At 74.1% G+C, this 26894-nt stretch carries 19 protein-coding genes, 2 tRNA genes and 1 pseudogene; 5 read left to right on the top strand and 17 right to left on the bottom strand.

Annotated features, from left to right (window positions below; genetic code table 11):
- Nucleotides 1-50 precede the first annotated feature (50 nt).
- Nucleotides 51-1919 carry a translation elongation factor 4 gene (gene lepA, locus LPA54_RS27460; protein WP_228982545.1) on the bottom strand — a complete coding sequence of 623 codons (1869 nt, stop codon included), beginning with the start codon at nt 1917-1919 and terminating at the stop codon, nt 51-53.
- Between the two features lie 219 nt (nt 1920-2138).
- On the opposite strand from lepA, the gene rpsT reads away from it, so the two are divergent.
- Nucleotides 2139-2405 carry a 30S ribosomal protein S20 gene (gene rpsT, locus LPA54_RS27455; protein ID WP_228982543.1) on the top strand — a complete coding sequence of 89 codons (267 nt, stop codon included), beginning with the start codon at nt 2139-2141 and terminating at the stop codon, nt 2403-2405.
- Between the two features lie 419 nt (nt 2406-2824).
- Here the strand turns inward: rpsT and holA are convergent, their stop codons facing one another.
- The 7 genes from holA to leuS all read right to left on the bottom strand — a co-directional run bounded on the left by holA (nt 2825) and on the right by leuS (nt 13465).
- Nucleotides 2825-3811, bottom strand: coding sequence for a DNA polymerase III subunit delta (gene holA, locus LPA54_RS27450; protein WP_228982540.1), 987 nt, complete (start codon nt 3809-3811; stop codon nt 2825-2827).
- Between the two features lie 299 nt (nt 3812-4110).
- Nucleotides 4111-4383, bottom strand: a complete 273-nt coding sequence (locus LPA54_RS27445) for a hypothetical protein (RefSeq protein WP_228982538.1) — start codon at nt 4381-4383, stop codon at nt 4111-4113.
- Nucleotides 4384-4492: 109 nt separating this feature from the next.
- A complete protein-coding gene (locus tag LPA54_RS27440) occupies nt 4493-7015 on the bottom strand; it encodes a ComEC/Rec2 family competence protein (protein ID WP_228982626.1) in 2523 nt (840 codons plus the stop codon).
- 53 nt (nt 7016-7068) lie between these two features.
- Nucleotides 7069-8187 carry a ComEA family DNA-binding protein gene (locus LPA54_RS27435; RefSeq protein ID WP_228982536.1) on the bottom strand — a complete coding sequence of 373 codons (1119 nt, stop codon included), beginning with the start codon at nt 8185-8187 and terminating at the stop codon, nt 7069-7071.
- A gap of 480 nt (nt 8188-8667) precedes the next feature.
- On the bottom strand, nt 8668-9513 hold the full coding sequence (locus LPA54_RS27430; RefSeq protein WP_228982534.1) for a DegV family protein: 846 nt from the start codon (nt 9511-9513) through the stop codon (nt 8668-8670).
- Nucleotides 9514-9681: 168 nt separating this feature from the next.
- A complete protein-coding gene (locus LPA54_RS27425) occupies nt 9682-10467 on the bottom strand; it encodes a hypothetical protein (RefSeq protein WP_228982532.1) in 786 nt (261 codons plus the stop codon).
- Nucleotides 10468-10597: 130 nt separating this feature from the next.
- Entirely contained in the window at nt 10598-13465 is a 2868-nt protein-coding gene (leuS, locus tag LPA54_RS27420; RefSeq protein WP_228982531.1) for a leucine--tRNA ligase, read from the bottom strand.
- A gap of 431 nt (nt 13466-13896) precedes the next feature.
- Between leuS and LPA54_RS27415 the strand changes: the two genes are divergently transcribed.
- Together LPA54_RS27415 and LPA54_RS27410 are read left to right on the top strand one after the other, a co-directional pair.
- Complete coding sequence (locus LPA54_RS27415; protein WP_228982530.1) at nt 13897-15306, top strand: ferric reductase-like transmembrane domain-containing protein; 1410 nt, start codon at nt 13897-13899, stop codon at nt 15304-15306.
- Entirely contained in the window at nt 15303-16883 is a 1581-nt protein-coding gene (locus LPA54_RS27410) for an NADH-quinone oxidoreductase subunit NuoF family protein (protein ID WP_228982529.1), read from the top strand. The genes LPA54_RS27415 and LPA54_RS27410 overlap by 4 nt, the downstream gene beginning before the upstream one ends.
- 61 nt (nt 16884-16944) lie before the next feature.
- Here LPA54_RS27410 and LPA54_RS27405 read toward each other — a convergent pair.
- Nucleotides 16945-17017: transfer RNA gene (locus tag LPA54_RS27405), tRNA-Ala, on the bottom strand.
- 144 nt (nt 17018-17161) lie between these two features.
- Between LPA54_RS27405 and LPA54_RS27400 the strand changes: the two genes are divergently transcribed.
- Entirely contained in the window at nt 17162-18580 is a 1419-nt protein-coding gene (locus LPA54_RS27400) for a glycosyltransferase 87 family protein (protein WP_228982528.1), read from the top strand.
- Here LPA54_RS27400 and LPA54_RS27395 read toward each other — a convergent pair.
- The 8 genes from LPA54_RS27395 to LPA54_RS27360 form a co-directional block, all read right to left on the bottom strand.
- Nucleotides 18559-18792, bottom strand: a complete 234-nt coding sequence (locus LPA54_RS27395) for a hypothetical protein (protein WP_030494108.1) — start codon at nt 18790-18792, stop codon at nt 18559-18561. The genes LPA54_RS27400 and LPA54_RS27395 overlap by 22 nt on opposite strands.
- A 3-nt stretch (nt 18793-18795) precedes the next feature.
- Nucleotides 18796-18960 carry a hypothetical protein gene (locus tag LPA54_RS27390; RefSeq protein WP_228982526.1) on the bottom strand — a complete coding sequence of 55 codons (165 nt, stop codon included), beginning with the start codon at nt 18958-18960 and terminating at the stop codon, nt 18796-18798.
- Nucleotides 18961-19203: 243 nt separating this feature from the next.
- Nucleotides 19204-19276, bottom strand: a tRNA-Ala gene (locus LPA54_RS27385).
- Between the two features lie 73 nt (nt 19277-19349).
- Nucleotides 19350-20003, bottom strand: coding sequence for a histidine phosphatase family protein (locus LPA54_RS27380; RefSeq protein ID WP_228982625.1), 654 nt, complete (start codon nt 20001-20003; stop codon nt 19350-19352).
- Nucleotides 20000-20455: a ribosome silencing factor gene (rsfS, locus tag LPA54_RS27375; protein WP_228982524.1), complete on the bottom strand. Its 456-nt coding sequence runs from the start codon at nt 20453-20455 to the stop codon at nt 20000-20002. Before rsfS ends, LPA54_RS27380 begins: the two co-directional genes overlap by 4 nt.
- 85 nt (nt 20456-20540) lie before the next feature.
- On the bottom strand, nt 20541-22682 hold the full coding sequence (locus LPA54_RS27370; RefSeq protein ID WP_228982522.1) for an LCP family protein: 2142 nt from the start codon (nt 22680-22682) through the stop codon (nt 20541-20543).
- 19 nt (nt 22683-22701) lie between these two features.
- A complete protein-coding gene (nadD, locus tag LPA54_RS27365; RefSeq protein WP_228982520.1) occupies nt 22702-23322 on the bottom strand; it encodes a nicotinate-nucleotide adenylyltransferase in 621 nt (206 codons plus the stop codon).
- Between the two features lie 53 nt (nt 23323-23375).
- The gene (locus LPA54_RS27360; protein WP_228982518.1) at nt 23376-23543 is read right to left on the bottom strand and encodes a hypothetical protein; all 168 of its coding nucleotides are present in this window, start codon (nt 23541-23543) and stop codon (nt 23376-23378) included.
- A gap of 215 nt (nt 23544-23758) precedes the next feature.
- Between LPA54_RS27360 and LPA54_RS27355 the strand changes: the two are divergent.
- Nucleotides 23759-24799, top strand: a pseudogene (locus LPA54_RS27355) (M48 family metallopeptidase); the annotation flags it as partial.
- Nucleotides 24800-26894: the final 2095 nt, after the last annotated feature.

The raw sequence follows: 26894 nt of genomic DNA, 5'->3' as shown, positions 1-26894 counted from the left end.
ACGGGTGCCGGGCCGTCGCCCACCGCGGGCGACGGGCCGGCGCCGGGCCGTTACTTCTTGCCCTTGCCCGCCGACTCGTCGCTGGACAGGACCGCGATGAAGGCCTCCTGCGGCACCTCCACGGAGCCGACCATCTTCATCCGCTTCTTGCCTTCCTTCTGCTTCTCCAGCAGCTTGCGCTTCCGGGAGATGTCACCGCCGTAGCACTTGGCGAGGACGTCCTTGCGGATGGCGCGGATGGTCTCGCGGGCGATGACGCGCGAGCCGATGGCCGCCTGGATCGGCACCTCGAACGCCTGCCGCGGGATGAGCTCGCGCAGCTTCGCCACGAGCCGCACGCCGTACGCGTACGCCGCGTCCTTGTGCGTGATGGCGGAGAAGGCGTCGACCTTGTCGCCGTGGAGCAGGATGTCCACCTTGACCAGGGAGCTGCTCTGCTCGCCGGTGGGCTCGTAGTCGAGGGAGGCGTAGCCGCGGGTCTTGGACTTCAGCTGGTCGAAGAAGTCGAAGACGATCTCCGCGAGGGGCAGCGTGTAGCGGATCTCGACGCGGTCCTCGGAGAGGTAGTCCATGCCGAGGAGGGTGCCGCGGCGCGTCTGGCACAGCTCCATGATCGAGCCGATGAACTCGGAGGGCGCGAGGATCGTCGCGCGGACGACCGGCTCGTACACCTCGCTGATCTTGCCCTCGGGGAACTCGCTCGGGTTGGTGACGGTGTGCTCGGTGCCGTCCTCCATGAGGACCCGGTAGACCACGTTCGGCGCCGTGGCGATCAGGTCGAGGCCGAACTCGCGCTCCAGCCGCTCCCGGATCACGTCGAGGTGCAGCAGCCCGAGGAAGCCCACGCGGAAACCGAAGCCGAGGGCCGCGGAGGTCTCCGGCTCGTAGACCAGCGCCGCGTCGTTGAGCTGGAGCTTGTCGAGCGCGTCGCGCAGCTCCGGGTAGTCGGAGCCGTCGAGCGGGTAGAGGCCGGAGAACACCATCGGCTTGGGGTCCTTGTACCCGCCGAGGGCCTCGGTGGCGCCCTTGTGGAGGGTGGTGATCGTGTCACCGACCTTGGACTGCCGGACGTCCTTCACACCCGTGATCAGGTAGCCGACCTCACCGACGCCGAGACCGTCGGCCGGGAGCATCTCCGGCGAGTTCGTCCCGATCTCCAGCAGCTCGTGCGTCGCGCCGGTGGACATCATGCGGATGCGCTCGCGCTTGTTGAGCTGCCCGTCGATGACACGGACGTAGGTGACGACACCGCGGTAGGAGTCGTAGACCGAGTCGAAGATCATCGCGCGGGCGGGGGCGTCGGCGACGCCCACCGGCGCCGGGACCTCCCTGACCACGCGGTCGAGCAGCGCCTCCACGCCCAGACCCGTCTTCGCCGAGACCCGCAGCACGTCGGACGGGTCGCAGCCGACCAGGTTCGCCAGCTCCTCGGCGAACTTCTCCGGCTGCGCGGCCGGCAGGTCGATCTTGTTGAGGACCGGGACGATGGTGAGGTCGTTCTCCATCGCCAGGTAGAGGTTGGCGAGGGTCTGCGCCTCGATGCCCTGTGCGGCGTCGACGAGGAGGACCGTGCCCTCGCAGGCGGCGAGCGAGCGGGACACCTCGTACGTGAAGTCCACGTGGCCCGGGGTGTCGATCATGTTGAGGATGTGGGTCCGGCCCTGCCCCTCACCCTCGGTGGGAGCCCAGGGCAGGCGCACGGCCTGGGACTTGATGGTGATGCCGCGCTCGCGCTCGATGTCCATGCGGTCGAGATACTGAGCGCGCATCTGCCGCTGCTCGACCACACCGGTCAGCTGGAGCATCCGGTCGGCAAGGGTCGACTTGCCGTGGTCGATGTGCGCGATGATGCAGAAGTTGCGGATCAGTGCCGGGTCGGTACGGCTCGGCTCGGGCACGTGGGTAGGGGTCGCGGGCACGCAGGGTCCTGATTCTCGAGACGCACGGGCGTACGCCGGTGTCTCTGCTCGGGTCGACGTCGGATCGATACGTAGCTTCCATGGTCCCACGGACGGGGACGGGCGCTCGGTTTGGGCCGCCCGAAGAGCTGCTGGTAGCCTGGGCAGCTGTGTCTCGTGGCCCTCTCAAGCAGCGTGACACACTCTGAGGAATCCTTACGAACCTGAAAAGGCTCTTTCGTGGCGAACATCAAGTCCCAGATCAAGCGGAACAAGACGAACGAGAAGGCGCGCCTGCGCAACAAGGCCGTCAAGTCGTCGCTCAAGACCGCGATCCGCAAGGCCCGTGAGGCTGCCGCCGCGGGTGACGTCGAGAAGGCCGCCGTGGCGGTCCGCGAGGCGTCCCGCAAGCTCGACAAGGCCGTCTCCAAGGGTGTCATCCACAAGAACGCCGCCGCCAACAAGAAGTCGGCGCTGGCTGCCCGGGTCTCCACCCTGCAGGGCTGAGCTTCCCCTGTCCCGGGGGCACCGTCCCCGGAACCGGCCGGACCCTCCCGGGCACACGCCCCGGCAGGGACCGACCCGGAAGACTTGATCGCCGGAAGGGACCCAAGCGGGCCCTCTCAACCACGCTCCCGACCGGCACCCCCGAGCTCGTACGCGGCCTGCGTTCGCCACGCGGGTACGGGCTCAGCATCGTGAACCGAAGGCCCCGAGGCCGTTCTTCCCCAGAACGGCCTCGGGGCCTTCGGCATACCCGGCCCCGGCCGCGGCCGCCTCGCCGGGGCCCAGGCCCGGGCGTACGCATCGACACCGGCGGTGCGCACCGGCGGGGTGTGCGCACCGGCGGGGCCAGGCCCGGAGGGCGCATCGGCACCGGCCGGTATGCCCCGGCGAGGTGTGCGCACCGGCACCGGCTGGACGTCTCAGCGGCGGGAGCGGGCGGCGCGGGCGATGGTGACGACCGCCTTCTCCAGGGCGTACACGGGATCGTCCCCGCCTCCCTTGACGCCCGCGTCGGCCTCGGCGACGGCCCGCAGGGCGACGGCCACGCCGTCCGGGGTCCAGCCCCGCATCTGCTGGCGCACCCGGTCGATCTTCCAGGGCGGCATGCCCAGCTCGCGGGCGAGGTCGGCGGGCCGGCCCCCGCGCGCGGAGGACAGCTTCCCGATGGCGCGCACGCCCTGCGCCAGCGCGCTCGTGATCAGTACGGGAGCCACGCCGGTCGACAGGGACCAGCGCAGGGCCTCCAGCGCCTCGGCGGCGCGGCCCTCCACGGCCCGGTCGGCGACGTTGAAGCTGGACGCCTCGGCGCGGCCGGTGTAGTAGCGGCCGACGACGGCCTCGTCGATGGTGCCCTCGACGTCCGCCGTGAGCTGCGAGACGGCACTGGACAGCTCGCGCAGGTCGCTGCCGATCGCGTCGACGAGCGCCTGGCACGCCTCCGGCGTGGCCGACCTGCCCTGCGCCCGGAACTCCTGCCGCACGAACGTCAGACGCTCCGCCGGCTTCGTCGTCTTGGGGCAGGCGACCTCGCGGGCGCCCGCCTTCCGCGCGGCGTCGAGGAGGCCCTTGCCCTTCGCTCCCCCGGGGTGGAGGAGGACGAGCGAGATGTCCTCGACGGGCGAGGCCAGATACGCCTTGATGTCCTTGACGGTGTCCGCGGGCAGGTCCTGGGCGTTGCGCACGATCAGGACCTTGCGCTCGGCGAAGAGCGAGGGGCTGGTCAGCTCGGCGAGGCCGCCGGGCTGGAGCTGGTCGGCGGTCAGGTCGCGGACGTCGGTGTCGGCGTCGGCGGCCCGCGCCGCGGTCACCACCTGCGCGACGGCGCGGTCCAGGAGGAGGTCCTCCTGGCCCACGGCGAGGGTGACGGGGGCGAGCGGGTCGTCGGTCGGGTTCTTGGGAGCCATCACGCCCAGCATCCCACGGGCCACCGACACCCGGCCGCGCCCGTGCCACCGCACGGCCCGGCCCGCCCCTCACCGGCACCACTCGGCCCGGCGGCCCTCCTCACCCGCAGCGCCCACCACCCGGCACGGAACTCCTCCCTCGCCTCCCTCGCCTCCCTCGCCCCACCGGTGCCCGCCGTCTCTCCCGGCCCCCGCCGGGCCCACAGCGCCGGCCGCCGGCCGGGCCCCTGCCGGGTCCCCCGGTCGAGCCCCCTGCCGGGCCCCCGGCCGGCCTCTTCCCGTCGACGGCTCCCCTGACAGCCCTATGGCTCCTCGCGCCAGCCGTCCCACTCGGCGGCGAGGTCGTCCAGCTCGGCGGCGGAGAAGCGGCCGTCCGGGTCCTCGACCACCACGAGCCACTGGGCGTCCTCGGCGTCGTCCTCGCCCGCGAGGGCGTCGCGCACGAGGAGCGGCTCCTCGTGCAGTGCGAACCGCTCGCCGAGCGCCTCGGCGACCTCGGCCGCGGCGTCCCGGTCGGGCAGGACGAGCACGTGCCGGACGTCGCCGGTGCGGTTGTCTTCGTTCACTCCGTTCACGACACCATTGTTCAACCCCTCCCGGTGCGGCCGGCCGCCAGGTGGGCCTGCCGTGCGGTCCCGCGTGACGTCCGGCGGGTACCGGCTCCGCGCTCGTGCGGGGCCGCGGTCACGGCGCGTCCCGGCCGTCGGGCGGATGTCCGGCCACGGCCTTGAGGTCGCGGCCGGAGCCGGTCACCGCGATGGCGCCGTCCCGGTCGGTGCGCAGGACCGCGGCGCCCGCCTCGCGGAGGGCGTCGAGGGTGTGCGGCGAGGGGTGCCCGTACGGGTTGTCCCGCCCCGCCGACACCAGGGCGAGTCTGGGTCTCGCCCGGCGGAGCAGACCGGGGTCCTGGTGGGCCGAGCCGTGGTGGGCCACCTTCAGTACGTCCACCGGCGGCAGCGCCGGGTGGGCCAGCGCCAGGCCGCGCTGGGCCGGCGGTTCCAGGTCGCCGAGGAGCAGCAGCGTCACCCCCGACCGGGTGCGCACGAGCAGGGTGACGCTGGCGTCGTTGGGCCCCTCGGGGACGAAACCGGGCCGGGCCGCCGGCCAGAGCACCTGCCAGTCGAGCGGGCCGGTGCGGCGCCGCTCGCCGGGTGCCGCACGGACCACCGGCACCCGTGCGGCCGCCGCCGTCCGGCGGACGAACGCCGCCTGGGCGGGCGGGTCGTGGAGGGCGGTGGTCTGGATGACACCGACGGACCGTCCGCGCAGCACCCCGGGGAGGCCGGTGACGTGGTCGGCGTGGAAGTGGGTGAGCAGCACCAACGGCACGCGGGTCACCTGGAGTTCGCGCAGGCAGCGGTCAACCGGCTCGGGGTCGGGCCCGGCGTCGACGACGACGGCCGCGCCGTCGCCGGCCGCCAGCACGGTCGCGTCGCCCTGGCCGACGTCGCACATCGTGAAGACCCAACCCGGTGGCGGCCAGCCGGTGACGACGCGGGTGAGCGGCGCCGGCCGCACGACCGCCACCAACAGGACGAGGACGCAACCGGCGGCGACCCAGGGCCGGTGCGGCAGCCGCCGGACGGCGAAGAGCAGCGCGACCGTCACGGTGGCGAGCAGCAGCCCGCCCCGCCAACCGCCCGGCCACTCGGCCTCCGCGCCGGGCAGCGCCGCTCCGGTGCGCGCGACGCTCGCCACCCACCCGGCGGGCCAGGCGGCGCAGTCGGCGACCAGCCGGGCCACCGGTATGGCCACCGGCGCCACCGCCAGGGCGGCGAACCCGAGCACCGTCGCCGGGGCGACGGCCAGCTCGGCGAGGACGTTGCAGGGGATGGCCACCAGGCTCACGCGGCCCGCGAACACCGCCACCACCGGGGCGCACACCGCCTGCGCTGCGGCAGCCGCGGCAAGCGCCTCCGCCGGCCGGGGCGGGATGCCGCGGGCCTGGAGGGCGGCGCTCCACCGCGGCGCGATCGTCAGCAGGGCGCCGGTGGCGAGGACGGACAGCAGGAAACCGTAGGCGCGGGCCAACCACGGTTCGTACAGCACCAGGAGCAGCACGGCGGCGGCGAGGGCGGGGATCAGCGACCGGCGGCGGCCCGTGGCGATGGCGAGCAGGGTGACCGCCCCGCACGCCGCCGCCCGCAGCACGCTCGGCTCCGGCCGGCACACCACCACGAACGCCACCGTGAGGCCCCCGCCCAGCAGGGCCGTCGCGCGCAGGGACACACCGAGCCGGGGCGCGAGCCCACCCCGCTCCGCGTGCAGCGCTCTCCCCGCGGGCCCGATCAACAACAGCAGGACAATGGTCAGGTTGCTCCCCGAGACGGCCAGAAGATGTGTCAGGTCGGTCGCTTGGAACGCGGCCCGCAGGTCCTCCGGGATCCGTGACGTGTCACCGACGACCAGGCCCGGCAGCAGTGCCCGCGCGTCCCGGGGCAGGTCGTCCGTCGCCTCCCGCAGGCCGGCGCGCAACCGGCCGGCGACGCGCTGCGGCCCGTTCGGCGGCCCGGTGACCCGCGGCGGCCCGCCGTCCACGTACAGCACGGCGGCGAAGGGGTCACCGGACCGGCGCGGCTGCGCGAGCCGGCCCTCCGCGCGGAGCACGGTGGAGGGCAGCAGCCGCAGCCAGACCGCGGCGGCCCGCCGGTCCTCGCCCGGCCGGGCGAGGACCAGGACCGGTGTGCGGACCCGTGCGACGGTCCCGTCGGGCGCCGTCACCCGCGTCACCTCGGCGTCCAGCATGACGGAGGCGGGCATCGCGTGGTTGCCGCGGACCCGCGGGACGACGGGGCGCGGATCGGAGACGACCGACAGCTCGACCCCGACCCTGCGGTGTTCGGCCGCCAGCACCGGGACGGGCCCCCGCCGCAGGTCCGCTCCGTGCAGTCCGGCGGACGCCGCCCCGGCCGCCGCGCACAGCAGCACCGCGGCGCACGCGGTGGTCCTCCCCCGCCGCGCGAAGGCCGCCGGTCCGCGCGCGGTCCGCCCGCGGAGCAGGAGGACCGCGGCGACCGCCCCGCACGAGGTGACTCCGAGCACGGTCCACCAGCCCGGCGCGCCCAGGGCGAGCGCGGCCGCCCCCCAGGCCGCCGCGGCGGGCGCGACCAGCCTCAGGTCGGCCGGTTCCTCCTGTCGCGGGCGGGCGGCTCCCAGCCGGTGGCCGGACCTGCTGTGGACCAGCGGCCGGGAGGGACGCCGCGGCACGGCGTCCGCGGTCGGCCGGTCGGCCGCACCGCGCGGCGGCGCCTCGGGGCGGGTCACGGCGTGACGAGCGTACGGAGGTCGGCGAACCGGCGGGCGCCGATGCCGCGCACCTCCCGCAGCTCCTCCACGGACCGGAAACCCCCGTGCCGGGTTCGGTGGTCGATGATGTGGCGGGCGAGAACCGGTCCCACGCCGGGCAGCGTGTCGAGCTGTTCGACGGTGGCGCTGTTGAGGCTGATCGGTCCGCCCGTGGCGGCGCCTCCCGCGACGCCCTGCGGATCGGCCACGGGCGGTGTCCCCGGCGGCCCGGCGGCCGCGGGCACCCCGACCAGGACGTGTTCGCCGTCGACCAGGACACGGGCCCTGTTGAGCCCGGTCGTGTCCGTGCCCGGCGGTACGCCTCCCGCGGCCCGCAGCGCGTCGACGACCCGGGCGCCCGCCGGGAGCCTCAGCACGCCGGGACGGCGGACCTTGCCGCTCACGTCGACGACGACCACGGTCGTCGGCGCGGCCACCGGTGGCGCGGCGACCTGCCGGTCGACGGGCGGTTGCGGGTCCGCCGAGGCGGTCGCCGCGGGCTCGGCGCGCACCACCACCTCCGGGGCGTGCACCGTCTCGGGGCGGCCCGTCCAGAAGAAGCGACCGGCGAGCACCACCCCCAGGACGAGCAGCACGGCGAGCGCGGCCAGCGTGCGGCGTTCGAGCCCGCACCGCAGCTGAACCCACAGGGGCAACCGCTCACGCACCGCGATCCACCACTGCTGCCGCTGCTGCCACTGCTGCCGGGCCGCGACGGGCGACGGTGCGGGGGGCGGTGGCGGGGGTGACGGCGACTCGGGCGCCCCGTCGGTGCGCGGTGGCGACAGGGACGGGCGGGGTAGCCACCCCGGCGGCGCGTACGGGGAAGGGGACGGCTCCCCCACCCGGCCGGCCGGTCGCACCCGCCGGAGCGGAACACCCCGGGGCGGCGGCTGCGCTGGTTCGGCGGCGGGCGCCCCGGTGGCGGCCGTGCCGGGCTCACCGGCACCCACCTCCACCGGGCCCACCGCGCTCCCGCCCGGCTCTCCCCCACCCGGTACCCCGCCCACGAGCTGCTCGGCCCCGAGCTGCCCGGCCCCGAGGTGTTCGGCCCGCGGCTCCTCGACCCCTAGCTCCACGACCCCTAGCTCCACGACCCGGGGCTCCCCGACCCGGGGTTCCCCGACCCGGGGTTGTGCGCTCGGGGGTTGCGCGCTCGGGGGTTGCGCGCTCGGGGGCTGGGAGGCCGCGGGCCGTTCCCCCAAGGGCTGTTGGGTCGCGCGAGGGTGCGCACGGGCGGGTCGTGGGGCGCTCGCCATCAGCGCGTCCGCCCTGCGCCGAAGCGCGTAGGCGGCCACCGCGTCCCGCGCCGCGTCGGCACGGCCGCGGTGGCGCCCTCGCGTCCGGGGCACGCCGGTGCGGCCGCGCGCCGGACGGTCGGAGCCCGGGGACCTGCCGGGCCCGCTCGTAGCGGTGGAGGGTCGAGGGGAGGCGTCCGCACGCGCGGTCACGGAGTGTGTTCGAGTCGTCATGGACCACACGGTAGACACAAGCGTGCGAACCCGGGCGGTCGTACCGATTTCCCGTGGATAACCCGGCAGTTGGGGATAACCCCGCCACCCCTCAGGGTGAGATCACCGCTGGGAGACGACCACTCCGAGCAGCCCCGGACCGGTGTGGGCGCCGATCACGGCGCCGACTTCGCTGACGTGGAGGTCGGCGAGACCGGGAACGCGTTCGCGCAGGTGCCCGGCGAGCGTCTCCGCGCGTTCGGCCGCGGCGAGGTGGTGCACGGCGATGTCGACGCGGGCCCTGCCCGCCCGTTCGGCGGCGATCTCCTCCAGCCGCGCGATGGCCTTCGAGGCGGTGCGCACCTTCTCCCGCGGTTCGATCCGCCCGCCGGTCAGCTCCAGCAGCGGCTTCACCGCCAGCGCCGAGCCGAGCAGGGCGCGGGCCGCGCCGATGCGCCCGCCGCGGCGCAGGTAGTCGAGGGTGTCGACGTAGAAGTACGCGGACGTGCCGGCGGCGCGCTTCTCGGCCGCCGCGACGATCTCGTCCAGGGTGTATCCGGCCTGCGCCGCCTCGGCCGCGGCGAGGGCGCAGAAGCCCAGCGCCATCGCGACCATCCCGGTGTCGACGACCCGGACCGGCACGGGCGCCTCGCGGGCGGCGAGCAGCGCGGCCTCGTAGGTGCCGGACAGCTCCGCCGACAGGTGCAGCGAGACGATGCTGGTGGCGCCCGCCTCGGCGGCCTCGCGGTAGTGGGCGGCGAACACCTCGGGGCCCGGCCGCGACGTGGTGACGGAGCGCCGCTTCTGCAGGGCGTGCGCGAGGGACCGCGCCGAGATCTCGGTGCCCTCTTCCAGGGCCTGGTCCCCCAGGACCACGGTCAGCGGCACCGCGCTGATACCGTGCCGCTCCATCGTCTGGGGCGGCAGGTAGGCCGTGGAATCGGTGACGATCGCGACATGGCGGGACATGACCCGGAGGTTACCCGCAGGGGGCGCGCGGAAGCAGCCCGGCCCCGTCACGCCCCACCGCCGGCGGGCTCCACCGCCCCGGTCGGGGCCGGGCGGACCGGCGGGGGCCCGAGCCCTCCCGAGCCCGCAAGGCCCCGGCAGGCGCCCGGCTCCAGCCGTGCGGTCAGGTCAGTTGGTGGTCTCGGGCCTCGGGGCCTTCTGCCACGGGTATCCGGCGCCCATGTGCGGGTCCCGCGCGGTGATCGCGGGCCTGGCGCCCTCCGCCGCAGCGCCGGCGGCGCCCCGGTCGGCGTCGGTCGCGGGGTGCCGGTCCCCGGCGGGGTCGGCGTCGGCGGGCCACGTCCGCGTGGGCGTCTGCCCGGTGCCGGACGCGCCGGGGGTCGGCGTGCCCGGCGTGCCCGAGGTCTCGGAGGTGGTCCAGTGGCGCAGGGCGCCGGCCTCCATGTCGATCTGCGCGCTCAGGACGTCCAGCTCGTCGTCGGCGAACTTCTGCGCCCGGTCCCGCGCCGCCCACCGCAGCGCGTCCGCCGAGTCGGTGATGCGGCGCGTGCGCTCCCGCAGGTCCTGCATGTGCGCGGCCACCCGGGTGCGGTCCGGGTCGCGCTCCATCCGCTTGAGGTCCTCGTCCAGTTCGTGCCCGTGGGCGCTCAGCCGCTTGAACAGTTCCAGCGACTCCTGGAGGGAGGCGTCCTCCGCCGCACCGGCAGCGAGGGCGTCCTGCGTGGCGCGCATCGAGGTCCGCAGGGACAGCCGCAGCTGCGCCAGCTCACCGGCGACACCGCCCTGGCCCAGGCTCTTCGCGCGGAGGGTGGTGTCCTCGACGGTGCGGCGCGCCTGGGTCAGGGTGCGGTCGACGCCACGCTTGGCGGCCCCGATCACTTTGACGCTCGCGTACACACCGAGGATGACGAGGGCGACGAAGAGCAGCGCCAGAATCACGATCGCCTCTGTCATGGGGTCCCCTCGTCGTCGGTTCTTCTCTCCACGGTAAACGGCGCAGGGCGGGTCGGGGGTTCCAAGAGGCCCCTCGGCCCGCCCCCTAGGGGAAAAACCCGGGGCGCCGCGCGGCGCCCCGGGCCTCAAGTCACGCCGGGACGATGTTCACGAGCTTCGGCGCCCGCGCGATCACCTTGCGGATGCCCGCGCCGCCCAGGGCGGCCACGACGGCCGGCTCCGCCAGCGCCAGTGCCTCCAGCTCCGCGTCCGTGACGGACGGCGGGACCTCCAGGCGGGCCTTGACCTTGCCCTTGATCTGCACGACGCAGGTCACCGTCTCGTCCACGAGGTACGCGGGGTCGGCGACGGGGAAGTCCTCGTGGACGACCGAGGACGTGTGGCCCAGCCTGCGCCACAGCTCCTCGGCGATGTGCGGGGCCAGCGGGGCGACCAGCAGGACCAGTCGCTCGGCGACCGACCTGGACACCGCGCCGCCCGACTTGGTCAGGTGGTTGTTCAGCTCGGTGATCTTGGCGATGGCGGTGTTGAAGCGCATCGCGGCCATGTCCTGGGAGACACCGTCGACGGCCTTGTGCAGGGCGCGCAGCGTCTCCTCGTCCGGCTCCGCGTCGACGACGGTGACCTCGCCGGTCGACTCGTCGACGATGTTGCGCCACAGCCGCTGCAGCAGCCGGTACTGGCCCACCACCGCGCGCGTGTCCCACGGCCGGGACACGTCGAGGGGGCCCATCGCCATCTCGTACAGGCGCAGCGTGTCGGCGCCGTACTCGGCGCAGATCTCGTCCGGGGTGACGGCGTTCTTCAGGGACTTGCCCATCTTGCCGAGGACGCGGCTGACCTTCTCGCCCCCGTACCAGAAGGCGCCGTCGCGCTCCTCGACCTCGGCCGCCGGGACGGCGATGCCGCGCGCGTCGCGGTAGACGAACGCCTGGATCATGCCCTGGTTGAACAGCCGGTGGAACGGCTCGGCGGACGAGACGTGCCCCAGGTCGAACAGCACCTTGGACCAGAACCGCGCGTACAGCAGGTGCAGGACGGCGTGTTCGGCGCCGCCGACGTACAGGTCGACGCCGCCGTGCGGCATGCCGTCCCGCGGGCCCATCCAGTACTGCTCGATCTCCGGGTCGACCAGCCTGTCGCCGTTGTGCGGGTCCAGGTAGCGCAGCTCGTACCAGCAGGAGCCCGCCCAGTTGGGCATGGTGTTGGTCTCGCGGCGGTAGCGCTTGGGCCCGTCGCCGAGGTCCAGCGTGACGTTCACCCAGTCCTCGTTGCGCGACAGCGGCGTCTCGGGCTGCGTGTCGGCGTCGTCGGGGTCGAAGGTGCGCGGCGCGTAGTCGTCGACCTCCGGCAGCTCCAGGGGCAGCATCGACTCGGGCAGCGGGTGGGCGACGCCGTCCTCGTCGTAGACGATCGGGAAGGGCTCGCCCCAGTACCGCTGGCGGCTGAACAGCCAGTCGCGCAGGCGGAAGTTGACGGTGCCCTCGCCGATGCCGCGGGACTCCAGCCACTCGGTGATCCGCGCCTTGGCCTCCACGACGCCCAGGCCGTCCAGGGACACGTCGTCGTTGGCGGAGGCCATGATGCGCGCGTCGTACGAGTCGAACGCGTCGTCCCACGCGGCGGGGTCCGTGCCCCGGTCGTCGGCCGGCTCGACGACGCAGCGCATGGGCAGGTCGAAGGCGCGGGCGAAGGCGAAGTCGCGGGTGTCGTGCGCCGGGACGGCCATGATGGCGCCGGTGCCGTACCCCATCAGGACGTAGTCGGCGATGAAGACGGGGACCCGCTCGCCGCTGACCGGGTTGACGGCGTAGGCGCCGGTGAAGACGCCGGTCTTCTCCTTGGCGTCGGCCTGCCGCTCGACGTCGGACTTGGCGGCGGCCTGCTTGCGGTAGGCGTCGACGGCCAGGGCGGGGGTGGCGTGCCCACCGGTCCACAGGGCCTGCGTGCCGGCCGGCCACGCCTCCGGGACGATCTTCTCGATCAGTTCGTGCTCGGGGGCCAGCACCATGTAGGTGGCGCCGAACAGGGTGTCGGGGCGCGTGGTGAAGACGGTGATCGCGTCGTCGCCGACGGCGAAGTCGACGCGGGCGCCCTCGGAGCGGCCGATCCAGTTGCGCTGCTGCAGCTTGATGGCCTCGGGCCAGTCCAGCGCGTCCAGGTCGTCCAGCAGCCGGTCGGCGTAGGCGGTGATGCGCATGTTCCACTGGCGCAGCTTCGCCTTGAAGACCGGGTAGTTGCCGCGCTCGGAGCGGCCGTCGGCGGTGACCTCCTCGTTGGCCAGGACGGTGCCCAGGCCGGGGCACCAGTTGACCGGCGCGTCGGAGGCGTAGGCCAGGCGGTACTCGCCCAGCACCTCGGCGCGTTCGGCGGCGCTCAGCTCGCCCCACGCGCGCGTGGTGCCCGGTACGGGCCGTTCACCGCTCTCGAAGAGGGCGACCAGTTCGGCGATCGGGCGGGCCTTCCGGGCCTCCTCGTCGTACCAGGAGTCGAAGATCTGCAGGAAGATCCACTGGGTCCACTTGTAGTACTCGGGGTCGATCGTCGCGAACGACCGGCGCTTGTCGTGGCCCAGGCCCAGCCGGCGCAGCTGGGCCTTCATGTTCCCGATGTTCGCCTCGGTCGACACCCGGGGGTGGGTGCCGGTCTGGACGGCGTACTGCTCCGCCGGCAGGCCGAACGCGTCGAAGCCGAGGGTGTGCAGGACGTTGTGGCCGGTCATGCGCTGGTGGCGGGCGTACACGTCGGTGGCGATGTAGCCCAGCGGGTGGCCCACGTGGAGGCCGGCACCGGACGGGTACGGGAACATGTCCATGATGAACTTCTTGGGCCGGGCGACGGCCTGCGGGTCGCCCGCCAGGTCACCCTTGGGGTTGGGCGCCGCGTAGGTTCCCTCGGCGTCCCAGAAGTCCTGCCAGCGTGCCTCGATGTCGGCCGCCATGGCCGCCGTATAACGATGCGGGGCGGCCGTCTCGGCAGCCGAATTCGTCTCGGTCATGATCCTCTGAAGCTCCATCGATCGTCTCTGCGTCGCTGCCGCCGCCGCGCCCCGATTTCGGTCGGCACGGCGAAATGAAAAAACCCCTCGCACAGGAGGGGACGCCGCGCCGATTCCGGTCGGATTTCTCATCCGCCGGCACTGATCAGCGCGGCTCGCTAAGCAGGAGGCGTACGGCACGCATGGCGTCAGGGTACCGCAGCGCCCCCAGGGGCCGCATCGCACCGTCCCACCAGCCGGACACGGACAGTCGCGTGACGGTGGCGCTACCCCGGCAGGAACGGTTACTCCGCGTATCGGCGCGTTCCCGGGCAACCCCCGAGTCAGTTGTCGGCCAGTCGTCTCCGTAAACCCCGAAACGCCGTACTCGCTGGTATGCGCGGCCATAGCATGCGCCGACGGGACCTCATCCGCACCATTCGGAGTCGCCCATGACCCCTCATCGCAAGATCCGTTCCTCCCCCGCCGAGAAGGCGGGCCTGAGCCGGCCGGTACAGGGCGGCTTGTACGCGGCAGCTCTCGTCCTCCTGCCCCTTCTGGTCATCGGCGGAAGCGACGGTTTCCGCGAGTTCCTGGATTTCGGCACCGGAGTCCTGTCCCTCGTCTCCCTGACCGCGTCGGTCGCCTGGGCGCTGGTCGCCACCGACCGGCTGCTGCTCACCCCGCGCCAGCGGCTGCTCGCCCAGGCCGTCCACCGCGGCACGGCCGTCGCGTCGTTGGGCTTCCTCCTGCTGCACGGCACGGTCAAGGTGGCCCTCGGGCACGTGGAACTCATCGGCGCCCTCGTCCCGTTCGGACTGGGCGTCACGGGTTCGGCCGGCCTGGTCGGCTTCGGTTCGCTCGCCGGCCTGCTGATGGTGGTCGTCGCCTCGACCGGCGCCCTGCGCAGTGCCCTCGCCGGTCGCGGGGCGATAGCCGCCCGCTGGCGGCCCCTGCACATGCTCGCCTACCCGGCCTGGTGCGCGGCGCTGATCCACGGCCTGTACGCGGGCCGCCCCGCGGCGCCCTGGGTGATGGTCCTGTACGGCATGTCGCTGGCGGCGGTCGCGGCGGCCGTCTCGGTCCGGCTGCTCCCCGCCCACCTGCAGCGCGACCTCACCGAGCGGTTCCTGAACCTCCTGGGGCCCCTCCCCGACCCCGTCGGCGCGGGCCCGGGCGCCGGCTTCGGCCCGGCCCGGCCCGGTTCCCGGCGGGCCCGCCGGGACCCCGCGACCCAGCCGCTGCCCGGCGCGAGCGGCGCGGGGCGGTACGACCCGGCCGAGGCGCCCCGCCCGCACCCGTACGAGCCGGAGGCCCGCTGGGAGCCGCCGCGCCGCGCGCAGGCCGAGCGGCTGCCGGGCCCGGTGCCGCCGGAGGCGGAGGGCCGCCGCGCCGGTGGCGCCGGGGCGGGTCTCGCCGCCGGGTACCGCGCCGTCTCGCTGGGCGGCGGCGACACGGCCGCGGAACCCCCGCCGCGACAGGTGCCGTTCGCCGAACGGGTGCCCATGACGGAGGAGCTGCCCGTCGTCACCGGGGGGGAGCAGCCCGTCCGCGCCGGTTACTGGCCCACCCCGTCACCACCGCCGCCCGCCCAGTCGCCCGCCCCGCGCGCGTACGACGCTCCGCCGCCGTCCGAGCCCCCGTCCGCGTACGACGCTCCCCCGTCACCGTCCGAGCCCCCGTCCGCGTACGACGCTCCCGCGCCCCCGCCGGAGCCCCCGTTCGCGACGCCCACCCCCTCCCGGTACGACCCCGCTCAGTCGCCGTCCCCGTACGGCGGCACCGCCGAGCCGACGCCCGGCCCCTTCCACCGCCCGCCCGCCGGTGAGCCGTGGACAGCACCCGCAGGAGAACGCCCGTGAACACCCCTCTGCCCGACGTCCCCGAGGTCCGAGTCGTCGGCCTCCCCCAGCTCACGCAGGGCTTCGACCTGATCGAGCGCCTGGACCTGCCCATGCACCTGAAGGTGCACGGGCCGCTGGAGCCGGTGGGCGGCGAGCGGCTGGCCCGCCTCGCCGACGACGTCTCCCTGCGCGGCCGCGGCGGCGCGGGCTTCCCCTTCGGCCGCAAGCTGCGCGCGGTCGCGGAGGCCGCGATACGCCGCGGGGTGCGGCCGGTGGTGGTGGTCAACGGCAGCGAGGGCGAGCCCGCCTGCCGCAAGGACACCGTCCTGCTGAACCGCGCCCCTCACCTCATCCTGGACGGCGCCCTGCTGGCCGCGGAGGCGCTGGGCGCCCGGACCCTCGTCGTCGCCGTCACCCGCAACTCCACCGAGATCTCCCTCCGCGCCGCGCTCGCGGAGCGGGGCCTGTCGGACCGGCGCGGGCAGCAGCTGCGCGCGCGGGTGGTGCGTACGCCGGAGCGCATGGTGTCGGGTGAGGCGTCCGCCGTGATCCGCGCGATAGGCGGCGGTCCCGCGCTGCCGCCGGGCCGCCGTGAGCGGGCTTCGGAGTCCGGGGTGGGCGGCGCGCCGACGCTGCTGTCGAACGCGGAGACCTTCGCGCAGCTGGCGGTCGCCGCCCGGATCGGTGCGCACCGGTACGCGCACGCCGGGCTGGAGCAGGAGCCGGGGACGGTGCTGCTGACACTGTCGGGCGCCGTGGCCCGCCCGATGGTGGTGGAGGTCCCGACGGGCGTCCCGCTGCGGTACGTCCTCCAGCTGGCCGGTGCGCCACCGGTCCCGCAGGGCGTGCTCACGGGCGGGTACCACGGCAACTGGATCGACTCCGGCGCCATGCACGAGGCGGTGGTGTCCCGGGCGTCCCTGGCGGCCGTGGGCGGTTCCCTGGGGGCGGGGGCCGTCCTCCCGATCGGTCCGGAGACGTGCCCCCTCGGCGAGGCGCAGCGCGTGGCGAACTGGCTGGCCGCGGAGACGGCCGGGCAGTGCGGGCCGTGCAGGCTGGGCCTGCCGGCGGCGGCCGGGGGCCTGTCGGACGTCCTGAACGGCGGCGGCCCGGCGGCGCTGGAGGCGCTGCGGGAGGTCGTTCAGGCCGTGAAGGGGCGCGGCGCGTGCAAGCACCCGGACGGGTCGGCTCGCTTCTTCGCCTCGACGCTGTCCGCGTTCACCGACGATCTCGCCGCGCACGTCCTGGACGGCGGCTGCGGCCGCCCGACGATCGGGGTGCTGCCGCTGCCCGCTCCCGGTCACCAGGACGTGGAGGTGTCCGTCCCGAGCGGTGAGCGGCTGGCCGTGGACTGGACGCTGTGCCAGGGGCACGGGCTGTGCGCGGACATCGTTCCCGAGCTGATCCGGATGGGCGCGGACGGCTTCCCGGTGCTGGCGGAGGCGTCCGTGCCGACGCACCTGCGGGGGCGGGCGCAGCGCGCCGTGGGCCGCTGTCCCGCGCTGGCGCTGCGCCTGGAGCAGGCGGCGGCGCCCAAGGAGCGCCCGGCTCTGCCCACCTCGAACCGCAAGGCGCTGGGCAGCGGCAGGAGTTGAGCTGAGCCCGCACATGCGAAAGACGGGCCATCCGGATCGGATGGCCCGCCTTCTCGTACTGTGGAGCTAAGGAGAATTGAACTCCTGACCTCTTGCATGCCATGCAAGCGCTCTACCAACTGAGCTATAGCCCCTTGCGGTGTGCCGCCTCTCCGGCTTCCCTCTCGGGCTCCCTCGCGGCGACACAGAGAACATTACACGGTCCCCCCGGTGAACCACCAAATCGATTCCCCGGCCCCCGGGTCGCGGCCACACCGCGGCAGGTAGCGTCGGCCCACGTGACCGCGACCGTGACCATCCGTTCCCGTCTCCGTGCGCTGCCGCTGGCGGCCCTGGGGGCCTGCCTCCTGTCGTTCGTGGCCTTCTGGGTCGCGCAGCGCGCCGCCCACGTCACGATGCTGGACCTGTCGGTCTACCGGGCGGAGGGCGAGACCGTCCTGGCCGGCGGCGACCTGTACGCGATGCGCGCCACGTCGGCGAACCTGCCGACGACGTACCCGCCCTTCGCGGCGCTGCTGTTCACGCCGCTGACCCTGGTGGGCGTGGCGGAGATGCGGGTGCTGGCAAGGCTCGGGAACATGCTCCTGCTGGTGGCGCTGGCGCACCTGTCGCTGCGCCTGGTCGTGTCGGGCGGGGCGGGGCGGCCGCGCCGGGGCGGCGCCTTCTGGGAGCGCCCGGGAGCGGCTCTGTGGGTGGCCGCCGTGCTCGTGTGGTGCGAGCCGGTGTGGCAGACGTTCCGGTACGGGCAGATCAACCTGCTGATGGCGGTCGCGGTGCTGTGGGACCTCACGCGCCGCGGGGACAGCCGGTGGGTCGGGCTCGGCATCGGGCTGGCCACTGCGGTGAAGCTCACACCGGGGCTGTTCGTGGTGCTGCTGTTCGCGGTCGGGGTGGCACACGCGCGCAGGGGCGGCGCCGACCGGTGGAACGAGTGGCTCCGCCGGGGGGCGCGGGCGACGGTGACGTTCCTGGTGGTGACGGCGGCGTCGGCGGTGGTCCTGCCGTACGACTCGCGGCGCTTCTGGACCGAGATGATCTTCGAGACGAGCCGGGTGGGCCGTACCGAGGAGACGGCGAACCAGTCCCTCAGCGGCGTGCTGGCGCGTCTGCTGCACACGACCGATCCGGGCCTGTGGTGGGTGGTCGCGGCGGCCCTCGTGGGGGCGGCGGGCCTCGCCGTGGCGGTACGGGCGGCGCTGGACGGGGACCGGCCGGTGGCGGTGGTGGCGTGCGCGGTGACGGCGCTGCTGGTGAGCCCGATCTCGTGGTCGCACCACTGGGTGTGGTGCGTGCCGGTGCTGGTGCTGCTGGCGAGCCGGGTGCGGCCGCTGTGGACGGCGGGGGTGGCGTTGGTCTTCGGGTCGTTCTCGCTGTGGTGGGTCCCGCACGCCCCGGCGCCGGTGCGGCTCGAACTGCACCAGAACGCCGGGCAGATGCTGCTGTCGGGCCTCTACACGCTGCTGGGGCTGGCGTTGTTGGCGGCGTTCGCCGCCGACAGCGTGCGGGGCGGTGGGGCGGCGCGGCCCGGTACGGGGCCGGGCGGGCTCGGCACGGCGTCCGGCGGGGGCCTCGCGGAGGGGGACGCCGGGGGCCGCACGACGACGGCGGGCGGGGCGGCGGGGGCCGCGAGGGGCCGTACGGCGGCGGGCGGGGCGGTGGGGGCCGCCCGGTCGGATCAGGCCGTCGCGAAGGAGTAGAAGCGCTTGAGGGTGCAGTGCTCGTCGAGGAGGCGCCCGTAGATGGGCTCCCCTTCGAGCTCCCGGTAGGTCTCGATGGGGTCGCCTTTTATGATCAGCGCCCGCGCGCACTCCTCGCACCAGTACTGGTAGTCCGGGTTGACCGGATCCATGTCGCGGACGATCGGCGTGCCACTGCCGCACCAGTCGCACTTCCGCCTGTGTGCACCCATCACTCAGCTCCAGCTGTGGCCGCAGGACGTGCAGACGTAGGTCACGCCGCCGTTGTCACCGAGCACCTGCGCGACGTCCGCGGATCCGCAGGCGGGGCAGCCGAGGGCGGTGCGCGCCTTCGGGACGGCGAGCCGGGCGGCGGGTCCCTCGTTGTTCCTGGCGGCCATCGCGCGCACTCCTCCCGTCCGGTCCGTCAGCCCCCTCCGGCCGTCCGATTCTGCCATGGCGCCGGGCGGCCGGGAGTGCGGTCGGGTGACCGGCGGGCGCCGGGCCGGGCGTCCGACCGGGGGCGATGGGCGGGACCGCCGGGAGGGCCGGCCAGGGAGCCCGTACCGGGCGGCAGCGGATGGCCGGGTGGAGGGTGGAGAAACAGAAATCCCGCCCCCTGACGGGGACGGGATCCTTGACTGTGGAGCTAAGGAGAATTGAACTCCTGACCTCTTGCATGCCATGCAAGCGCTCTACCAACTGAGCTATAGCCCCTCGTGTTCTTCGCGCTCCGCGCTGCGAACAAGAAGAACTTTAGCCTGTCACCTGCCCGAAAGTGAAATCCGGGTCAGTCGTCGTCGCCGAGGACCGGTTCGGGGAGCGTGCCGGCGTTGTGCTCCAGCAGCCGCCAGCCGCGGGCGCCCTCGCCGAGGACGGACCAGCAGCAGTTCGTCAGGCCGCCGAGGCTCTCCCAGCTGTGCGGTTCGAGGCCCAGCAGCCGGCCGATGGTGGTGCGGATCGTGCCGCCGTGGCTGACGACGACGAGGGTGCCGTCCTCGGGCACCTTCTCGACGTGCTGCAGCACGAAGGGGGCGGCCCGGTCGGCGACCTCGGTCTCCAGTTCGCCGCCGCCGCGCCGGACGGGCTCGCCGCGCTTCCACGCCCGGTACTCCTCGCCGTGCCGGGCGAGGATCTCCGTGTGGGTCAGGCCCTGCCAGACGCCCGCGTACGTCTCGCGCAGCGCGGCGTCGTGGGTGACCTCGTGGCCGGTGACCGCGGCGAGCTCGGCGGCCGTGGCCGCCGCGCGCCTGAGGTCGGAAGCGATGATCGCGTCCGGCCGCAGGGCCGCGAGCAGCCGGGCGGCACGGCGCGCCTGGGCGACGCCCGTCTCGGTCAGCTCGATGTCGGTGCTGCCCTGGAAGCGGCGCTCCAGGTTCCAGGCGGTCTGGCCGTGGCGCCACAGGACGATACGGCGGCCCTTGCCGCCCTTGGTGGCGCTCAGCGCAGCTCACCGTCCGTCCCGGCACCGAGGTCGCCGCCCTCGGCGCCGGTGAGCCGCGCGTGCTCCTCGGCCTTCCCGCGGGTCTTCACGGCGTCCTCGGGGAGCGGCAACTCGGGGCAGTCCTTCCACAGCCGCTCCAGGGCGTAGAAGACCCGCTCCTCGCTGTGCTGGACGTGGACGACGATGTCCACGTAGTCGAGGAGGACCCAGCGGGCCTCGCGGTCGCCCTCGCGGCGCACGGGCTTGGCGCCCAGCTCCTTGTTGAGCCGCTCTTCGATCTCGTCGACGATCGACTTGACCTGGCGGTCGTTGGGCGCGGAGGCGAGCAGGAAGGCGTCGGTGATCGACAGCACGTCGCTGACGTCGTACGCGATGATGTCGTGCGCGAGCCGGTCGGCGGCCGCCTGGGCGGCGGCGTTGACGAGCTCGATGGAACGGTCAGTGGCGGTCACAAGCAGGCTTTCGTCGGCGGTCGGGAACACCTCAAGGGTCTCACGTACCGCCGACAGCCCGACCAGCCTTTCCCGGGCCCCGTGATCAGGGGGCCTTGTAGTCCTTGCCCAGCACGACGGTGACGTCGGCGTTGGCCGGCGACTCGCCCTGGCGGACCGCCTCGGCCGGCAGGCCCAGGGTCTTGGCGACCTCGCCGGCTTCGGGCTTCCGGGCGGCGTCGCCGTAGACGATCTCGGAGCTGCCCTCCGTACCGTTCGCCCTGCCGCCGTCGACGACGGCGTAGCCGCCGTTGACGAGGACGATCCGCGCCGCCTCGGTGGCGTCGGGGTCACCGCTGGCGTTGCGGACGCCGACCCGCACGACGGCCCCCTGTTCGGGGGCGGTGACGGAGCCGCCGAGGATCTCCCGGACCACACTGCGGCCGGCCTCCTCGGTCAGCCGCCCGTCGCCTTCCACCGGCAGCATCGCCGTCTTGTAGGCGCCCTTCCTGGCGTGCTCGGCGAGCTTGGCGAGGGACGCGCCGAGGTCCTTGTCGGGGAGGGACGGGTCGAGGATCTGCGCCAGGGACTGGATGGTCGTGGTGGCGCTCTTCGGGTCGTCCGACATCTTCCGCAGCACCCCGTGGACGACCTGCCCGAACCGCTGGAGCTGCTCGGCCTCGGACTCGCCGTCACCGCGGTGGGTGGCGTAGGCGACGGCCGCGCGGCCGTCGAGGGTCTGGCCCTCGCCCTTCCGCACGAGCGGGGGTTCCCCCTCCTTGGCGGCGGGCACCTCCGCGTCGGTGGTGACCTCGATGCCGCCGACGAGCTCGACGAGGTTCTCCAGGTACGGGGTGTCGAGCCGCCACGTGCCGGTGATCCGGGTGCCGAGGAGGGAACCGACGGCCTCACGCGTGCCGGACGAGCCGTCGTCCTCGACGGACTTGCCGAGGGTGGTGGCGGTCCCGTCGTCGTTGGTGACGGCGAGGGCGTTCGGCAGGAGGACGGTCGTGCCCTGCTTGGTCGTCGCGTTGTCGACCAGGAGGGCGGTGGACGTGGCCTGGTCCTTGGTGTCGTGCAGGTGCAGGACGATGACGTCCCGCTTCTGCGGCCCGGTGGCGGTGGCGCCGCCCTGCTTGCCGTCCTCCCGGGACAGGCCGGGGAGCAGCCCGGCGTACCAGAGGTAACCGACACCGCCGACGAGTGCCAGGGCGAGGGCGACGACGAGGGCGACCATCCGGTTGCGGCCGCGCCGCTTGGCCTCCTCGCGGCGCTCCGAGCGGCTCTCGGTGAACTTGAGCCAGTCGATGACGTCCTCGGACTCCTCGTCCGGCTCGTCGACGAAGGCGAACTGCTCGGTGCTGTAGTCACCGGCGTCACGGGCGTTGCGGGGGTCACGGGCGTTGCGGGGGTCACGGGCGGCCCCGGGGGTCTCCCCCGCCCCCGGGCGCCGCTCCCGGGCCTCGGGGGCCTCGCCGGCGGCGCGCTCCCCGGAGGTGCGGCGCTCGTCACGGGAGCGGGCCCGGCGTCCGGGCGCGGGCGGCTCCGGCGCCGCGGGCCGCTCCTGCTCCGGGGCGGGACGCCGCTGCTCCGGAACCGGCACGGGGGCGACGGCGTGCCCGGCGGCCGGCGCGGACGCGGCCTGCTGGGCGGTGGGCTGCGGCGCGGTGGTCTGCGGTGCGGCATGCGCGGCGGAGTGCCCGGGCGCGGACGGACGCCCCGAGGACTGCCACTGCTGGGGCTGCTGCGGCTGCTGGAGTTGCTGGGGCTGCTGGGCGCCGTACGGGTCGTAGCCGTATGCCTGCCCGCCCTGCGTCTGCCCGCCCGGCTGCTGTCCGCGCGCTTGCTGCGGGTGGGGCTGCTGGGGCTGGTGGTGACCCTGACCCTGGTACGGCTGGTCTTGGCCCTGGTACGGCTGACCCTGACCCTGGTACGGCTGGTCCTGGTACGGCTGGTCCTGGTGGTACGCCTGGCCCTGGGAGTAGCCGTGGCCCTCGGTGTACTGCTGGTTTCCGGGGTACTGCCGGGCCTGGGGGTACTGCTCGGGTTCGGGGTACTGCTGCGCCTGGGCGTACGGGTCGTAGCCGTACCCGTACTCCTGCCGGCCGTCGACCGGCGCCGGGCCCGCCCCCGGCTGCTGCTGGTCCGACGCGCCCCGCTGGTACACCGGCTGCCCGTACTCGTCGTAGCCGACGATCTGCGGCTGCGGCGGGTAGTACGGGTCGTGGTGGTTGTTCCGGTCGTTCACCGGTGCCCCTCTCCGTGCCTCATCGGCCCCGGTACAACTGGCGCTTGTCGATGTAGCGCACCACACCGTCCGGTACCAGGTACCAGACCGGGTCGCCCTTGGCGACCCTCGTGCGGCAGTCCGACGAGGAGATGGCGAGCGCGGGCACCTCGACCAGGGAGACGCCGCCCTTGGGCAGTCCGTCGTCCGACAGGTCGTGGCCGGGGCGGGTCACCCCGATGAAGTGCGCGAGCGAGAAGAGCTCCTCGGCGTTGCGCCAGCCCGGCATGATCTGCGACAGCGCGTCGGCGCCGGTGATGAAGAACAGATCGGTGTCCGGGTTGAGGGAGCGCAGCTCCCTCAAGGTGTCGATGGTGTACGTGGGGCCCGAGCGGTCGATGTCGATGCGGCTCACCGAGAACTGGGGGTTCGACGCCGTGGCGATGACCGTCATCAGATAGCGGTCCTCAGCCGGGGAGACCACCTTGTGGGTCTTCTGCCACGGCTGCCCGGTCGGCACGAACACCACCTCGTCGAGGTGGAACAGGGCGGCCACCTCACTGGCGGCCACCAGGTGCCCGTGGTGGATCGGGTCGAACGTCCCACCCATCACGCCAAGGCGGCGTCTGCCGGGACTTCTCGGCACTTCCTGCTCTCCCATGCGTGCAGAGCCTAACGGCACGTCGCTGCGGCCTGGTCCCGGCGGGCGCCGGCTCAGCGATCGCGGTTGAAGCGGGTGGTGACCCAGAGCAGGAGGAGCAGCGCGAGGAGCGCGCCACCGCCGGTGAGGTACGGGTTGAGGCTCTCGTGGTTGCCGCCGTGCTCGGAGCCGCCTTCGGCGAGCGTGACCAGGTGGGCGGCGGCGGTGTGGAGGCTGCTCATCTTCTGCGGACCAATCCATCGGGGTCTGGGGCGGAGACTTCGCGCACATCGTATGCGGGCGGCGCGGGCACGCTCACGCCGACTCAGCCGTTCCCCTCGCACAGGACGTTGTCCACAGGCCGTTGTCCACAGCCAGAGCGGTCTCGGAGACCAACGCCTACGCTGAGGACTGTCCGGGGGACGAGGCAGAGCTCGTACGACATATGGGGGCAACCATGACCGAGAACGGCCACGAGAAGATGCCGAGCCGTACGCGCCGACGCTTTCCCGGGATCTCGTCCCGCGCCTACGAACACCCGGCGGACCGCTCGGCGCTCGTCGCGCTGCGCAAGCTCACCGGCTTCGACACCGTGTTCAAGGCGCTGAGCGGGCTGCTGCCCGAGCGGAGCCTGCGCCTGCTGTACCTCTCCGACTCCGTGCGGGTGAGCGACGCCCAGTTCGCCCAGCTCCACGACATGCTGCGGGACGCCTGCTACATCCTCGACCTGGAGAAGGTCCCGCCGATGTACGTCACGCAGGACCCGAAGCCGAACGCGATGTGCATCGGCCTGGACGAGCCGATCATCGTGGTGACGACGAGTCTGGTGGAGCTGCTGGACGAGGAGGAGATGCGGGCGGTCGTCGGCCACGAGGTCGGCCACGCCCTCTCCGGCCACTCCGTCTACCGGACGGTGCTGCTGTTCCTGACGAGCCTGGCACTGAAGGTCGCCTGGATCCCGCTGGGCAACATGGCGATCATGGCCATCGTCACGGCGCTGCGGGAGTGGTTCCGCAAGTCGGAGCTGTCGGCCGACCGGGCCGGCCTGCTCGTCGGCCAGGACGTGCAGGCGTCGATGCGCGGTCTGATGAAGCTCGCGGGCGGCCACCACCTCCACGAGATGAACGTCGACGCGTTCCTGGCGCAGGCGGAGGAGTACGAGGCGGGCGGTGACCTGCGCGACTCGGTGCTGAAGATCCTGAACGTGCTGCCGCGCAGCCACCCGTTCACCACGGTGCGGGCGGCCGAGCTGAAGAAGTGGTCCGAGAGCCGCGACTACCAACGGATCATGGACGGTCACTACGCCCGGCGCTCGGAAGACGGGAACACGTCGGTCACCGACTCCTTCCGTGAGTCCGCCGGCCACTACGCGGACACGGTGCGCGGCAGCAAGGACCCGCTGATGAAGCTGGTCGGTGACATAGCCGGCGGTGCCGGGGACCTCGGCGGGAAGCTCTTCGGGAAGTTCACCGGAGGAGCCGGGGCCGGGAGCGGCGGCCGGCCGGCCGGCGGCGACGGTGGAGGGCAGCCGGCACCGACGGGGACACCACGGGCGGGGGCAAGGACCAGGGCTGACGGGCCGGACGTGTCCGGTCACGCCGGGCAGGGTGATCGCCGGGCGGACGCGGTTCCGACCGCGCCGGCGGAACGGGGACCGTGGACGGCCCGGTCGGTGACGGCCCGGTCGAGCCGGTCGGCGATGAGCCGGTCGGAGTTCGCCTGGCCGGCCCGGGTCTGCGCGTCATCGTGGTGTGGGCTGGGCGCGGGGGGACAGCGGCGCACACTGGCGGGCGGCGGGCGCGGAGGCGTACGGGTCGGTCGGCAGCGGTGCGGTCGCTGCGGCCCGCTCCCCGGCCAACAAGGGGCGCAAGGCCCCGGACAGGTCGGCGGAGCAGTCCATCGGTCCCGCCTGGAGGTGGCTGGCCACCAGCTCGGCACGGTGTGCCCGCAGGTCCTCGCGGTCGAAACGGAGGCGCAGTTCCCGTCGGACGGTGAAGAGGGACGCGTCCGCGGACGCGCCGCCCGGCACGGCGGGTCGCAGGACGTAGGTGCTGGTGTGGTCGGTCAGGACCTCCAGAACACCGGCGGACACCTCGGCGACCCGGAGCGTTCCCCTCACCCGGACGTCCGGGTCGGCCAGGGCCACGCGAGTCGGATCGAAGCGGACGAGCCAGCCGCCCGTGGCGTGCTGCCCGTCGGCGGCCGGAGAGTCGACGCTCCGGTCGAACTGGGCCAGTTGGTCCGGGTCGAGCAGGGTCCGCACCGGACGGACCGTGGCGCCGGCGATGACGTCGGGGTCGAGGGACGACCGGACCAGGTACTCCTTGGCGGCCCTCAGGGCGGTCATCACCTGCCCCTCCGAGAAGTGGGTGGTGCGCCGCGCCGCGGGCAGGGCGATACCGGCGGCACCGGAGCGGTCCGAAGCGGCGGGTCCGCGGGCGAGCAGGTCGCCGGCCTCGCCGCCCGTGACCACACCCGCGGGGGCGAGGGCGACGAGGGTCATGCGGAGCGGTTCCGCCCGCGGGTCGGGAGGGGGTTGATAGGGGTAGCGGGAGCCGAAGTGGACCGCGGCGGCGAAGAGGGCGACGACGAGGAGGACCACCAGCAAGCCACCGGCGCCCGGACCGCGGCCACGCCGGCGGACGCGGCCGGAGCGGTACGCGTACCGGTCGGTGTCGACCGGGATGCCGGGGTCGCCGTCGGAGGGGCCGCCGGGCCGCCTGCCAGGGGCTTCCGGCTCGGCGGCGGTGTCGTCGGCCATCCGCTCCAGGGCCGAAAGCTCTCTGATACGGGCAGCACGGACGAAGGACTCGTCGAAGACGAGGGGCCGGTGCTCGTCATCTTCGCCGGGGAGGCCCTCGGACGTCCCGTCGGGCGGGTCGACACTCCCTGCCATACCTTCAGGGTGGGTCCCAGAGGGAGCCGGTAAACGCGGCGTGCGGCCTCAAGTACGACAGCCGTGTGGGCGGGCGGGGATCCGCCGACACGACCGGACCGAGGACACGTGGCAGGCGCGCAGGCCAGTGCCGCCGGTGGTGTGGCGGACGCCGGTGCCGTCTGGAGCACGCGGTCTGCTGAGGGGCCGGACACGCGTTCGGGTGAGGGGCTGCGCACGCGGGTGGGGCAGTCGGGTGAGGCTACGCACGTCCATGGGGCCGGGGGCGCAGCGGCGTGCGGGCCTGGGCCGTTGGTGGCGGGCTCGGGGCAGACCGGCGGCGCGGGGCCGCGCCCGGGGCCGTGGTGTCGCGGTCGGGGCAGGGGCGGGCCGGGCGTGTGGTGGGCGCGGGGTCGGGACCCGGCCGGGGTGGCGGGAGTGCTGCGCTGACGGGCGGGAGCCTGCGGCCGGGGCTGCGGTGGGCGCAGCCTGGGCCGGGGCTGCAGAAAGCGGGTGCCTGAGCCGGGGCTGCGGGGCCGGGGGCCTGCGGGTGGCTGTCTGTTGCCGCGGAGCGGGGCGAGTCGGCCGTGTGGGGCCGGGGGCCGGTGCCCTGGGGTGCACGATCGGTGGGCAGGAGTGCACGGCCGGGGGCCGGAAGTGCGGGGCCGGGGGCCGGAGGTGCGGGGCCGAGGTGTGGGGCCCCGGGGGTGCGGGGTGG

Source organism: Streptomyces sp. DH12, assembly GCF_020873895.1.
Classification (GTDB): domain Bacteria; phylum Actinomycetota; class Actinomycetes; order Streptomycetales; family Streptomycetaceae; genus Streptomyces.
Note: the sequence above shows the minus strand (reverse complement) of the source record. Positions and strands in the feature narration are given on the sequence as shown.

Excerpts from the sequence above, each read along its gene's own strand:
- LPA54_RS27425 (WP_228982532.1), bottom strand. The coding sequence starts at position 10,467 with ATGACAGAGGCGATCGTGATTCTGGCGCTGCTCTTCGTCGCCCTCGTC.
- nadD (WP_228982520.1), bottom strand. The coding sequence starts at position 23,322 with ATGGGAGAGCAGGAAGTGCCGAGAAGTCCCGGCAGACGCCGCCTTGGC.
- LPA54_RS27430 (WP_228982534.1), bottom strand. The coding sequence starts at position 9,513 with ATGTCCCGCCATGTCGCGATCGTCACCGATTCCACGGCCTACCTGCCG.
- LPA54_RS27390 (WP_228982526.1), bottom strand. The coding sequence starts at position 18,960 with ATGGCCGCCAGGAACAACGAGGGACCCGCCGCCCGGCTCGCCGTCCCG.
- LPA54_RS27395 (WP_030494108.1), bottom strand. The coding sequence starts at position 18,792 with ATGGGTGCACACAGGCGGAAGTGCGACTGGTGCGGCAGTGGCACGCCG.
- leuS (WP_228982531.1), bottom strand. The coding sequence starts at position 13,465 with ATGACCGAGACGAATTCGGCTGCCGAGACGGCCGCCCCGCATCGTTAT.
- LPA54_RS27415 (WP_228982530.1), top strand. The coding sequence starts at position 13,897 with ATGACCCCTCATCGCAAGATCCGTTCCTCCCCCGCCGAGAAGGCGGGC.
- LPA54_RS27360 (WP_228982518.1), bottom strand. The coding sequence starts at position 23,543 with ATGAGCAGCCTCCACACCGCCGCCGCCCACCTGGTCACGCTCGCCGAA.